This window comes from Corynebacterium falsenii (assembly GCF_020099275.1).
GTDB classification, from domain to species: Bacteria; Actinomycetota; Actinomycetes; order Mycobacteriales; family Mycobacteriaceae; genus Corynebacterium; species Corynebacterium falsenii.
This window is the reverse complement of record NZ_CP083646.1, coordinates 978,620-992,237: the sequence shown is the minus strand read 5'-3', so window position 1 is coordinate 992,237 and position 13,618 is coordinate 978,620. Positions and strand designations below refer to the sequence as shown.

The following is a 13,618-nucleotide window of genomic DNA, read 5'->3' as shown; positions in this document are numbered from 1 at the left end:
ATTGCCGCGATCAGGTGGCTAGGCGTTTTCCCCTACCAGGGTGTTGCCTCCTTTCGACGCCGCAGCCCGCACCTCTGTAAAGCGCATCGGGTCAAACAAATCGATGCTGTGCCGGGTGGTGGCGTCGAGAATAAGATCGGCCAACACCTCGCCCACCGCCGGCACGAATTTGAAACCATGGCCGGAGAAACCGCAGGCGATGACGATATCCGGGCTATCCCAACCGGGATGGCGACCGATCACAAAGTGAGTATCAGGGGTGGTGGTGTACATGCACGCGCGACTGGCGCGATGCTCACCGCGGCCGAGCGCAGGCACGAAGGTGAGAAGGCGCTCTCGCATCTCCGCAATCTCCTCGTCTGTGACAGCACGATCGAGCTGATCTGGGTCAACCGGGCGGCCGTTGCGGAAGAAAGCCACCTTCGACCCGGCATCTTCCCCATCGGATGCTGGGAAACCGTAAATCTGCAGCTCATCGGCGCGTTCGTGGATATACACCGGGCCAGATTCGTAGGCGGCGAACTCCTCCCCCGGGGAAAACCAGTGCATCACCTGCCGCTCAGCAAACTGGGGAATGCCCGTTTCCTCGAACAGTCCCGGCGCCCAGGCGCCCGGGCACACAACGACCTTCCTGGCGGTGACGACTTCCGGGGTTGGGTCGTCCTTGCCATCGCTTTGATCGGCAGTGTTAACAACCGTCACCGCGACACCATGGTCCGTTGGTTCGATACCGAGAACCTTGTGATTGTGTCGCAGATCCGCTCCGCGCTCCTCTGCCCGGGCGAGCTGAAGGGCCACGGTCATTTCCGGACGCACGAACCCGGCGCGTTTTTCAAACACCCCCACTTCGTCGTCCTCCACGGCGAAGTGGGGAAAACGGCGACGAATCTCCTCAGCGGTCAACATCTCGTGATCCAACCCATGCTCCTCAGCCGACATGCGGGATCCTTCCACAGTGATGCAGCCCGGAGGTCCCGCGTACAGACCACCTGTGTAATGCACCAGCTGATCCCACCCACGGTCGTCCGCGTCAGCCTGCAGCTCATCCCAGAGCTCGAACGCCCGGGCGAGAAGTGGCACGTAATCCGGATGCTCGAAGTAGCTCATGCGAATGAGCCGGGAGCCGCCGTGGTGGGAGCCGTTATCGTGACCGCGGTGGAACTGTTCGAAGCCGAGCACACGGGCGCCTCGTTCGCTGAGCCGGTCGGCTGCTGCTGACCCCATGGACCCGAGGCCAACAACAATAACATCGGCATCAACATCAGCATCAAGGCCTTCACTAGTGTGCGAATTCTGTTCGGTGAGTGCATTGTTCATGCGCAATATTTTCTTTCACATTCGCCCGAATGGGAATAGATTCCCACCGCTTACAACGCAGTGTTAACACGGGTCGATTACTGAAACTCAAAGGTCACTATCCGGAAATATCGGGGAAACCAAGCATTTTTAAAGTTCAACTAACGGTTGCTTTGCTCGACCCTGCACTGCATAAGTTTTCACCCAACGGTGAACTTATCGCCGCAGATCAGAGCAGGATTTCCCGCCGTGATACGGCCTCGGTAGAGGCGCTTTCGATGTGTTGTGAAAGGAGTGGATTTTCGTGAAGGTTCCATTTTCCCCACCGGCTGTGCCTGCGTCCAATACGCTGGCAGGTGCTGGCGCTGTGGGCAGAACAGGTGTTGATGGTCCACATGCTGGGCCCCGCGATATCCTCGTTCCTCCCGCCGCTCCATTCACTTCTCCTTCCTCGGATTCCTCGAAAGGCTCCCCCATGGATCTGCGTCGCTCAATATCCTCTAGCTTTATTGGCAATTTCATCGAGTGGTTCGATTACGCCATGTACGGGTATTTCGCCGTGGTTATTTCCGCGGTGTTCTTCCCCGACTCCGACCCCCACGCGGCGCTCGTTCTCACCTTCGGATTGTTTGCCTTGAGCTTTCTCATCCGCCCGATAGGTGCGCTTTTCTGGGGCCACATCGGCGACCGCCTCGGGCGCAAGACCACTCTTTCCTGGTCTATCCTCCTCATGTCTGGGGCCACGGCCTGCATCGCGTTTCTGCCGGGATATGCCCAGATCGGGTTGGCCGCGCCCCTGCTGCTTCTCCTTCTCCGCCTTGTCCAAGGATTCTCCGCTGCGGGCGAGTACGCCGGCGCTGGCACCATGTTGACGGAGATGGCTCCGCGCGGTCGCCGCGGCCTCATGGCAGCCGTGGTTCCGGCCTCCACCGCCACCGGCCTGCTACTGGGCTCACTCTTGGCCGCTGTGTTGACGGGTACGTTGTCCGACGCCAACCTGCATGCCTGGGGCTGGCGCATCCCCTTCTTCCTCGCTGCTCCCCTAGGACTCGTGGGCCTGTGGATTCGGCGCCGGATGGCGGAAACTGAAGAGTTCGAAGAGGTCAAGGCCGAGCAGGAGGCGCTGGAGAAAACCCCCGCCGCTCCGTTAAAGATGGTGTGGAAGGAGCCGAAGGCCCTAGCCATCGCGTTCGCAGCGTGCTTGCTCAACGCCATCGGCTTCTACGTGATCCTGTCCTATCTACCCACCTACCTCAGTGAAGAGCTGGGGCAGAACAAGACGGATTCCTTCATCGCCGCATCCGTCACACTCTTCGCGTACATCTTCAGCGTGCTGTTCACCGGCTGGTTGTCCGACCGCGTGGGGCGCCGCAAGATCATGCTCGTCGCATCCATTGCCTTCGTCGTCGCGATCGTTCCCGCCTTCATGCTGCTCGACGGTGCTGGATTGTTCTTGGTCATCGTCATCCAAATCGGCATGGGCATGGTGCTCGCTCTTAACGACGGCGTGCTGCCCTCCTTCCTGTCCGAACAATTCAGCACGAAGGTTCGCCTCAGCGGTTTCGCGCTGACGTTCAACACAGCCAACGCCATCTTCGGCGGCACCGCAGCCATGGTGTCGACGCTGCTCATCGGCTGGACCGACTCCGTGCTCGCCCCTGGTTTCTACCTCATGGCCGCAGCAGTCATCACCTTCCTTGCCGTGCTCAAAGCACAAGAAACAAACAACCACGAGCTCAAGAAAGGCTAAACCCTCATGTCACCGACTCGCACTGCCCCCGCACCGGCTTCTGCCCCTTCTTCTTTCACCTCCACCGGCATCGACCCTCGCATCGATTCCACGGACTTCCTCAACGAGCGCCTGCGCACGTTTTACAACGGGTCGAAGCAGCCCCTGACGTTTAGCAAGGACGAGATGGCGCGCAGGCTCAACGCTTTGCGCGACGTCATGGAATCTCGTGGTCTCGACGCCGTGGTGCTGACCTCCCCACACAACATTAAGTACTACTCAGATTTCCTCTACACCCACTTCGGTCGGTTCTACGCCATGGTCGTCACGCCAGAGGATTGCTGCACGATCAGCGCCGGCATTGATGCGGGCATGCCGTGGCGGCGTTCCGTGGGCGATAACCTGATCTACACCGACTGGGGCCGCAACAACTACCCACACGCGATTAACACCGCGATTCGTCAGCGCGTGACTCCCCGCCGGGTGGGCCTTGAGTTCGATGGACTATCCGCCCACCTTTACAGCGCGATCACCACCACGATCGGCCCTTCGGTCGAGTTCGTGGATATTGCCCCGGCCGCGATGACGCTTCGCATGGTGAAATCCGATGAGGAAATAGCTGTGATTACCGACGGTGCCAACGTTGCGGACATCGGCGGTGAGGCGATCCGTGCCGCGTTGGAGGAACGCCCCAGGGCTGAATACGAACTAGCCCGCATCGGCACTGACGCCATGGTGGAGGAAATCGCTCGCCGCTACCCAGACAGCGAGATCCGCGACACCTGGGTGTGGTTCCAATCCGGCATCAACACCGACGGTGCGCACAACTGGCCCACCACCCGGATGGTTCAGGACGGCGATATCCTCAGCCTCAACTGTTTCCCCATGATCAGCGGTTACTACACCGCCCTGGAGCGCACCATGTTCTACGGAACTGTCGACGACGACACGCGCCGGTACTGGGACGTCAACATGGAGGTCTACTACCGCGGCCTCGAGCTCATCCGCCCCGGCGCGGTGTGCGGTGATATCGCCAAGGAGCTCAACCTCATCTACGCCAAGCATGGAATGTTGGGCTTGCGCACATTCGGCTACGGCCACTCCTTCGGTGTGTTGTCGCACTACTACGGGCGCGAAGGTGGGCTGGAGCTACGGGAAGATATCGACACGGTGTTGGAGCCCAACATGGTGGTCTCGATGGAACCGATGATCGCGGTGCCCGATGGCCAGCCCGGCGCGGGTGGCTATCGCGAACACGACATCCTCGTTGTCACCGAGGACGGAGCCCGCAACATCACGGGCTTCCCCGTCGGCCCGGAGCACAACGTCATCCCCTCGTGATCCCCCAGTGATCATTCAGTTCTAGCCCGACCCCGCCACAACGCTGACTAGCTCCCAACACAGCTAGTCAGCAATGGCCTCCAACGGCGGGGTCCGCGCCGCCTTAATGGCCGGCCAGATGGCCGCCACCGCCCCCACCACCGCAGAGGCCAACAACATCACCACGATGAGCGTCCAGGGCACAACAGCCGGGCCCAACCCCTCGTTGGAGAGCACCTCCACGAACGCGAATCCCAGCACCACACCCAATACCGCGCCGATGATCGCACCAAACACCGCAATCTGAACGGCCTCGAGGGTGATCATCCTGCGGATCTGGCGGCGGTGCATACCTACCGCGCGGAGCATGCCCAGCTCCTGTCTGCGCTCAATGACGTTGAGCGCCAGGGTGTTGATGATTCCCAGCACCGCAACGATGATCGCCAGTGCCAGCAGGGAATAGAGAATGTTGAGCATCTGATCCACCAGCACCGCCTGCTGGCCTGCGTACTCCGTGGGCGTTTGCACCTGCGCGATGACGAACGGTTCCGTCACCTTATTCAGCTCATCCTGCAGCGACCGCACCGACTGCGACCCGTTGCCCGTGACCATCACCATGAGGGTTCGAAGCCCGTTGCCACCAGCGAGCGGTTGGCCCTCTTGCACCAGGGGCTCCAGAGTGGGCCAGCTGACCACGAACGGTCCCAGCGCCGGGGTGGGGTCATAGGTCCCCATCAACGTCACGGGGAATGAGAACGGAGAGTTCGGGATGCTCGCCTGCACGGTGCTGCCCACGGTCCAGCCGTTGGCTGCGGCCACGTCCTTGTCCGCAATAAACCCTGGCTGGGTGAAATCCGCCGTGCCCTGTGCCATCGTGAACGCCATCGCCGAGGAAATATCGCCGCGCGCATACCCCGCGCCGAATTCCCCGCCCGGCCCGCCACCGTTGGCGATAGGCCCGATTGCCAGTGGCGTCACGCCGAACTCCACCGTCGACGCCACCCCAGGGGCCTTCTCCACATCAGTGATGAGTTGGTCTGGCAGGGGGAAGAACGATTGCTGCGGCCCGGTGATCACCAGATCCGACTTCACTGAAGACGACACGATGTCCGTCACGGACTGCTTCATCGTGGCGCCGAGCATGCCGAAGCAGGCAACCAGCGTGAGTCCCAGGGTCAGGGCAAACGCCGTGGTCGCCGTGCGCCGCGGATTGCGCTGCGAGTTCGTAGCGGCGAGCTTGCCCACCGCGCCGAACGGGGCGCCGAGCACCCGGCCCAGTGCGGGCACCACTGGCCTGCCCAGCGCCGGACTGAATAGGAACGTGCCCAAGATCATCAGTGCCGCACCCACACCCAACGTGATGGCCCGGGTGGACGTGGCGACGTCGGAAAGAGAAATAGCAACCACCATGGCCACCACGCCGATGAGGAAAGCCACCCCGCCAGCCACAGTCCGCTTCACCAACGACGACGATGAGGACTGGTCACCGGAACGCATCGCCTCGACCGGCCGAACGCGACCGGCCCGGCGTGCAGGCGACCGTCACGAGTACGCCCACGATCAGCGGTGCCACAACGGCCTTGACCGTCAGCGACACCCCGCTCGAGGGCAGCCCGAAGCCGAACGCATCCATCGCCGCGTAGATCGCGTGCACCAGACCCACGCCGGCGAGCACGCCCAGCAGCGACCCGATGATGCCGATCACGATCGATTCGACTACCACGGACGAGGTCAGCTGCCTGCGCGACGTGCCGAGCGCCCGCAGCAAGGCGAACTCGCGCGTGCGCTGCGCCACGATCATGCTGAAGGTATTGGCGATGATAAACGCGCCCACCAGCAGCGCGATGAGCCCAAACGCCACGAGGAAGTAATTGAGGAATCCCAGCGAATCCTCCACCTTCGCGGTGGATTCGTCGGCGAGCTCCTGGCCCGTGCGGACCTGCAGGTTCGGGTAGGCCTGCCGCAGTTCTGCCACGAGTTGCTGCGAGGAAACGCCCGGTTTGGCGTCCACGTACACTCCTTTGGCTAGGCCCGTCGCGCCGAAGTCCTGCACATACGTGGCCGGGGTGACCATGCCACCCACGTAGCCGCCCGCGGCGGCGGAGAAATCGTAGATGCCCGTGACGGTGAAATCCCGCCGGTTCATGGCATCCACCGCAGTGAGGGTATCGCCGGGGTGGACGTTGAATTTCTCCGCGGCGGCGCGGTTGAGGATCATGTCCGTCGGCGTGGTCGGCGCTTGGCCTTCGACGATCGGCGCTTGGAGCCCGACCGTCTGATCCTCCGGGTAGTACGCGCGAATCACGCTGGGGGCGCCGCCGGTGCGGATGACAGTGCCGTCCTTCGTGGCGAATACTGCCTGGGTTTCATCGGCGACATTGACCTTGTCGACGCCAGGCTGCGCCCCCACCTCATCAACAAACTGGGGTGGCAGGGGTGGCTGCCCCGGCTGCGGTTCCACGACCGCCCCCACGTCGTCGTAAATGTCGGAGAACAGCCCGTCGAACGTGCGCGACAGGGAGTTGGTGAACATGAACGAGCCCGCGATGAAAGCGGTTCCCAGAACCACGGACAGAATTGTGAGGACGAAGCGAACCTTGTGTGCCGCGAGGCTGCGCATGGAGACGCGGGTGATGGCGGAGGTGCCAGAGGATGAGCTCATTACAGCTCCCCGATCGTGCTCATGACGTCGAGGATGTCCTCCATCGTGGGATCGGTGATCTCGGCGGCGATGTGGCCGTCGGAGAGGAACACCACCCGGTCGGCGTACGCGGCGGCCTTGGGATCGTGGGTGACGATCACGACGGTCTGGTCAAAGTCGTCCACGGCTGATCGCAGAATGCCCAGCACCTCGGCGGAGCTGTTGGAATCAAGGTTGCCGGTGGGCTCGTCGCCGAAGATGATCTCCGGCCGGGCTACGAGGGCGCGGGCGCAGGCCACGCGCTGCTGCTGGCCACCGGAAAGCTCCGACGGGCGGTGCCGCAGGCGCGGGGTGAGGCCCAGGCGCTGCGTGACCTCATCGAACCATTGCTTGTCCACCTTCTTGCCGGCGATGTCGCTGGGCAGGGTGATGTTCTCCGCGGCGGTAAGTGTGGGAACGAGGTTGAAGGATTGGAAGATAAATCCCAACCGATCGCGGCGCAGGTCGGTGATCTCCTTGTCCTTGAGCGTGGAGATGTCCGTGCCGCCGATGTAGGCGTGGCCGCTGGAGATGGAATCCAGACCGGCCATGCAGTGCATGAGGGTGGACTTGCCCGAGCCGGATGGACCCATGATGGCGGTGAAGTGTCCGCGCTGGAACTGCACGCTGATGTTGTCGATGGCCTTGACGGTGGTTTCACCTTGGCCGTAGGTCTTGCAAAGGCCTTCCGCGGAGGCGGCGATTGCTGCGTTAGCTGTATTCGCTGCGCTGTCTGCGGTTGCTGCAGTGGTGTGCGGGGTGGTGCGAGGGGTTTCGGGGGACATCATGCTCCTTGCAGGGTGGCGATTATGCGCACGTGGCTACCGCCAGAATAGAGTCACCCTATTCTAAGGGGCAGCGGAGACATCCCCCATATCGCCGTGGAATTTACCTGCACGTTTGCGGGGGCTTACAGTCTAGGCGTGACTACGAAAACTGAACATGCCGCCCGGGTCGCTCATCCCGTCAATGAGTATCCGGGCCTGCCTAAACTTCTCATTCTCGGCTTCCAACACGTTCTCGCGGCGTATGCCGGAGCTGTTGCGGTTCCCCTGTTCGTCGGGTGGGCTTTGGTCGACGCCGGAAAGATGTCTCCCGGAGATATTCCCCACCTCATCGCGGCCGATCTGTTCGTGGCGGGTATCGCCACGATTGTTCAGTCGGTGGGAATTTGGCGATTCGGCGTGCGGCTACCGCTGATCCAGGGCTGCACATTCTCTGCGGCCATCCCCATGGTGACGATTGGCTCTCAGTACGGCGTGCCCGCCATTTACGGTTCGGTAATCGCGTCGGGCATCTTCATGATTCTCTTTGCGCCACTGTTCGCATCGCTGCTGAAGTTCTTCCCGCCGCTGGTGACCGGCACGGTGCTGCTCATCATCGGTACAACCCTGATGCCGGTCGCCGCCGACTGGGTGGGCGGTGGTGCAGCCGTGAAGGGAACGAGTGAGTACGGCACCGCGCAGAATCTCGGTATCGCCGCCTTCGTGCTGGTCCTGATCCTGGTGATTGAACGCTGGGGGCCAGAGTGGTTGTCCCGCATTGCCGTGCTGGTTGGCATGATCACGGGCCTGCTGGTGTGCATTCCACTGGGAATGGTGGATTGGACCGAAACAAAGGACTCCCCTTTGTTTGGCATCACCTCGCCGTTCTACTTCGGTGCTCCGCACTTCGTATTCGCAGCAGTCTTCGCCATGTGCATCGTGTCGCTGGTGACGATGGTCGAGGCCACGGGCGACGTGCTGGCCATTGGTGAGATCACGGACACGGAGATCGACAACAAGCGCATTGCGGACACCCTCCGCGCCGATGGTGCTGCAACGGTCCTGGGTGGAGTGTTCAATACCTTTCAGTACACTGCGTTCGCCCAGAACATCGGTGTGTTGTCGATTACCGGTGTGCGGTCTCGCTGGGTCACGGCCGCAGCGGGCGGAATGTTGGTTGTTTTAGGTCTGATCCCGAAGACGGCCGCGCTTGTAGCTGCGATCCCCGCCCCCGTGTTGGGCGGTGCGGGCATTGCGCTGTTCGGCATGGTCGCGGCGTCGGGTGTCAGGACTCTGTCCAAGGTGAAATTCACTGAATCCAATGTGATCGTCATTGCCGTGCCGCTGGGTGTGGCACTGCTTCCGGCTGTATCGCCGTCGCTGTTTACCCAGCTGCCGGCTTCGGCCCAGACCTTCCTCGCTTCGGGTATTTGTATCGGCTCCGTGACGGCGATTGTTCTCAACTTGCTGTTCAACACGGCTGACCGGGCCCCACATTCGGTGAAACCATCCGCCCACGATACGTTCCGCGGTGGCATTAACTCCTCCGATGACGACCACGATGGCTTCGGCGATGCGCCCGTGACGCGCGACAACTGGAAGCAGCCGTAACAACGCTTCCATTCCTAGTGAGCCACTGTAGGACTAACTAGAACTCAGTGGACTCAGGTGGGCTCAGGTGGGCTCAGTCAAGTACAGCAAGGCAGTGCAGACTGCGACACTCACCAAGAGGACCTCGCCAAGAGCTAGCCACCGAAAACCTCGCACCCCCCGCAAGACCGATGTAATCCGCTGCTAAAACGGCGCCCCCGTTCTTGGGAGCGCCAATTTTTTTGTCTATGAGACGTTCGTTTGAAAGCTCCCGACGAATAGGGATTCGGACGACCCTGAAGAAGCGGGAGCCTCACAAAGAGATCACATTGTCAGCGCACTCCGCCGATTTACCGTGTGCGCATGCCGTGTTCTGTGAGGAAGCACCTTTGATCAACTGGGCTTTTGCAGAAAGCTAACCCGCAAAACACAGCGAACGTACACTTCTCCATGCGATGTCGAACTAGAAAGCTCTACAAACCAAGACGGGTCCCCTTACCCCTCATCCACCGACGCATGCAGGGAGCTCATCTTTTTTGCGCATGCAAGAGAGGGTGGTCAGTGCCGGTTGTGATCATCACCTTCTTTTTGTGACAAACACAGCCAACACTGACCACCCACTATCAAGTTTAAGGCCGGCGGTGACTTACTCTCCCACACCCTCCCAGGTGCAGTACCATCAGCGCAGGTAAGCTTAGCTACCGGGTTCGGAAAGGGACCGGGCGGATCCTTACCGCTAACAACCACCGACACAACAAACGGAACCAAACACACCCACCCACACCATGGTGGTGGTGTGCCGTGTCGTTCCAGACACTGCATAACAGACGCGAGCAACCCACAAACAGGGCAACAAGAATAATCGTTTATCCAACACGCTCCATGTGACCAGCCGAACACCACCAAACGGGTGCTACGGGTGTGATCCACACAAACCAACAATTTTATGTGTGTTGAACATTGGTAAATTAGTACCGGTCACCTCCACACCTCACAGTGCTTCCAGATCCGGCCTATCAACCCCATCATCTATAGGGAACCTCAAAAGAAACCTCATCTCGAAACAGGCTTCCCGCTTAGATGCTTTCAGCGGTTATCCCTTCCATACGTAGCCAACCAGCCATGCCACGGGCGTGACAACTGGCCCACCAGAGGTATGTCCGTCCCGGTCCTCTCGTACTAGGGACAGCCTTTCTCAAGTTTCAACGCGCACGGCGGATAGAGACCGAACTGTCTCACGACGTTCTAAACCCAGCTCGCGTGCCGCTTTAATGGGCGAACAGCCCAACCCTTGGGACCTACTCCAGCCCCAGGATGCGACGAGCCGACATCGAGGTGCCAAACCATCCCGTCGATATGGACTCTTGGGGAAGATCAGCCTGTTATCCCCGGGGTACCTTTTATCCGTTGAGCGACACCGCTTCCACAAGCCGGTGCCGGATCACTAGTCCCTACTTTCGTACCTGCTCGACCTGTCAGTCTCACAGTCAAGCTCCCTTGTGCACTTACACTCAACACCTGATTGCCAACCAGGCTGAGGGAACCTTTGGGCGCCTCCGTTACTCTTTGGGAGGCAACCGCCCCAGTTAAACTACCCACCAGGCACTGTCCCTAACCCGGATCACGGGCCGAGGTTGAGATGCTCAATACGATCAGAGTGGTATTTCAACAACGACTCCACCACCACTGGCGTGATAGCTTCACAGTCTCCCACCTATCCTACACAAACCGAACCAAACACCAATACCAAGCTATAGTGAAGGTCCCGGGGTCTTTTCGTCCTGCCGCGCGTAACGAGCATCTTTACTCGTACTGCAATTTCGCCGGGCCTGTGGTTGAGACAGCAGGGAAGTCGTTACGCCATTCGTGCAGGTCGGAACTTACCCGACAAGGAATTTCGCTACCTTAGGATGGTTATAGTTACCACCGCCGTTTACTGGGGCTTAAATTCTCCGCTTCGACCCAAAAGGGTCTAACAGGTCCTCTTAACCTTCCAGCACCGGGCAGGCGTCAGTCCGTATACATCGACTTCACCGTCTTCGCACGGACCTGTGTTTTTAGTAAACAGTCGCTTCCCTCTATTCTCTGCGACCACCACCAGCTCAAAACCAGTCTGTCACCAGCAGTGGCCCCCCTTCTCCCGAAGTTACGGGGGCATTTTGCCGAGTTCCTTAACCACAGTTCACCCGATCGCCTTAGTATTCTCTACCTGACCACCTGTGTCGGTTATGGGTACGGGCCATGTATGCACTCACTAGAGGCTTTTCTCGACAGTACAGGATCACCAACATCCCCACAACGGGTACGCATCACGCCTCACACATCATGTGCCCCGGATTTACCACTGGGCACGTGCCACACGCTTACACCACAATCCAATAAGTGGCTTGGCTACCAACCTGTGTCACCCCATCGCTTGGCTACTACCAGATCAGGTCCCACGCATCACCACACACCACACACCAAAGGTGCGTTAGTGGCGGGTCAGGGTGGTTAGTATCCCCGATTCACCATTGGGCGCACATACACGGGTACGGGAATATCAACCCGTTATCCATCGACTACGCCTGTCGGCCTCGCCTTAGGTCCCGACTCACCCTGGGAAGATTAGCTTAACCCAGGAACCCTTAGTCATCCGGCGGACAAGTTTTCCACTTGTCATTCGCTACTCATGCCTGCATTCTCACTCGCATAGCCTCCAGCACTGGGTCACCCCGCACCTTCACCGGCCACACGACGCTCCCCTACCAACCCACACAAAATGCGAGTTCCGCGGCTTCGGCGGTGTACTTGAGCCCCACTACATTGTCGGCGCAGAACCACTCGACCAGTGAGCTATTACGCACTCTTTCAAGGATGGCTGCTTCTAAGCCAACCTCCTGGCTGTCTTCGCGATCCCACATCCTTTTCCACTTAGTACACTCTTAGGGGCCTTAGCCGGCGATCTGGGCTGTTTCCCTCTCGACTACGAAGCTTATCCCCCGCAGTCTCACTGCCGCGCTCTGACTTACCGGCATTCGGAGTTTGGCTGATGTCGCTAAGATGATAGTCCCGCTAAACCAACCAGTAGCTCTACCTCCGGCAAGAAACACACGACGCTGCACCTAAATGCATTTCGGGGAGAACCAGCTATCACGGAGTTTGATTGGCCTTTCACCCCTACCCACAACTCATCCCCTCAGTTTTCAACCTAAGTGGGTTCGCGCCTCCACAACCTCTTACAGCTGCTTCACACTGGCCATGGGTAGATCACCCCGCTTCGGGTCCAGGACATGCCACTACAAACACACTAGTTAGTATTCGCTTTCGCTACGACTACCCCACATACACGGGTTAACCTCGCGACATGCCGCTGACTCGCAGGCTCATTCTTCAAAAGGCACGCCATCACCCCAAAAGGCTCTGACGGATTGTAAGCACACGGTTTCAGGTACTATTTCACTCCCCTCCCGGGGTACTTTTCACCATTCCCTCACGGTACTCATCCGCTATCGGTCACAACAAGTATTCAGGCTTACCGGATGGTCCCGGCAGATTCACAGCAGATTCCACGAGCCCGCTGCTACTCGGGAACAAACACACACCACCACAGTCATGCTTTCACGTACCGGACTCTCACCGTCTACGGCAGGCCATTCCAAACCACTTCCGCTAACACACTATGACAATGCACGGCATGGCAGCACCGCACGCATTCGTCCCACAACCCCACACACGCAACCCCTGCCAGGTATCACACGCATATGGTTTAGCCACATAATCCGCGTTCGCTCGCCGCTACTAACGGAATCATTATTATTTTCTTCTCCTACGGGTACTGAGATGTTTCACTTCCCCGCGTTCCCTCCACACCAGCTATGAATTCACTGGCAGGCGACCACCCATAACGATGGCCAGGTTTCCCCATTCGGACACCCTCGGATCAACGCTCTATTGGCAACTCCCCGAGGCCTATCGCGGCCTTACACGTCCTTCATCGGCTCATTGTGCCAAGGCATCCACCGTGCGCCCTTCACAGACAACACACACAAACAATCAGGTTTACATGGATACACCACAAACAAAATCACACTAAACAAGAAGAATAAAGAATATTCAACACCCACCACACACAAACACACACAGTGCGCTCACATGCGGCGAGTAAAGATACTCGCGTCCACTATACAGTTCTCAAACAACACGAACCCCACACCCACACACAACCAACCAGTCATGCGCAACCATGGGAATCCCACT

General features: G+C 59.5%; 7 protein-coding genes and 2 rRNA genes. 3 read left to right on the top strand and 6 right to left on the bottom strand.

Annotation, left to right across the window (positions count from 1 at the left end):
* Positions 1 to 18: 18 nt before the first annotated feature.
* Entirely contained in the window at positions 19 to 1,317 is a 1,299-nt protein-coding gene (solA, locus tag LA343_RS04380) for an N-methyl-L-tryptophan oxidase (protein WP_025402139.1), read from the bottom strand.
* Between the two features lie 454 nt (positions 1,318 to 1,771).
* On the opposite strand from solA, the gene LA343_RS04375 reads away from it, so the two are divergent.
* The gene (locus LA343_RS04375) at positions 1,772 to 3,046 is read left to right on the top strand and encodes an MFS transporter (protein ID WP_025402138.1); all 1,275 of its coding nucleotides are present in this window, start codon (positions 1,772 to 1,774) and stop codon (positions 3,044 to 3,046) included.
* A 6-nt stretch (positions 3,047 to 3,052) separates the two neighbouring features.
* Complete coding sequence (locus LA343_RS04370; RefSeq protein ID WP_025402137.1) at positions 3,053 to 4,366, top strand: aminopeptidase P family protein; 1,314 nt, start codon at positions 3,053 to 3,055, stop codon at positions 4,364 to 4,366.
* A 63-nt stretch (positions 4,367 to 4,429) separates the two neighbouring features.
* On the opposite strand, the gene LA343_RS04365 is transcribed toward LA343_RS04370, so the two are convergent.
* The 3 genes from LA343_RS04365 to LA343_RS04355 are packed head-to-tail and all read right to left on the bottom strand — an operon-like array spanning position 4,430 to position 7,813.
* Positions 4,430 to 5,842: an FtsX-like permease family protein gene (locus tag LA343_RS04365; RefSeq protein WP_224209218.1), complete on the bottom strand. Its 1,413-nt coding sequence runs from the start codon at positions 5,840 to 5,842 to the stop codon at positions 4,430 to 4,432.
* Complete coding sequence (locus LA343_RS04360; RefSeq protein WP_224209217.1) at positions 5,829 to 7,007, bottom strand: ABC transporter permease; 1,179 nt, start codon at positions 7,005 to 7,007, stop codon at positions 5,829 to 5,831. The genes LA343_RS04365 and LA343_RS04360 overlap by 14 nt, the downstream gene beginning before the upstream one ends.
* Positions 7,007 to 7,813 (bottom strand): ABC transporter ATP-binding protein, encoded by an 807-nt coding sequence (locus LA343_RS04355; RefSeq protein WP_224209216.1) that lies wholly within the window; start codon positions 7,811 to 7,813, stop codon positions 7,007 to 7,009. Before LA343_RS04355 ends, LA343_RS04360 begins: the two co-directional genes overlap by 1 nt.
* 135 nt (positions 7,814 to 7,948) lie before the next feature.
* Between LA343_RS04355 and LA343_RS04350 the strand changes: the two genes are divergently transcribed.
* On the top strand, positions 7,949 to 9,400 hold the full coding sequence (locus tag LA343_RS04350; RefSeq protein ID WP_025402135.1) for a nucleobase:cation symporter-2 family protein: 1,452 nt from the start codon (positions 7,949 to 7,951) through the stop codon (positions 9,398 to 9,400).
* Between the two features lie 612 nt (positions 9,401 to 10,012).
* Here the strand turns inward: LA343_RS04350 and rrf are convergent.
* Together rrf and LA343_RS04340 are read right to left on the bottom strand one after the other, a co-directional pair.
* Positions 10,013 to 10,130: ribosomal RNA gene (gene rrf / locus LA343_RS04345) — 5S ribosomal RNA — on the bottom strand.
* Between the two features lie 196 nt (positions 10,131 to 10,326).
* Positions 10,327 to 13,405 (bottom strand): 23S ribosomal RNA (locus LA343_RS04340).
* Between the last annotated feature and the right edge of the window lie 213 nt (positions 13,406 to 13,618).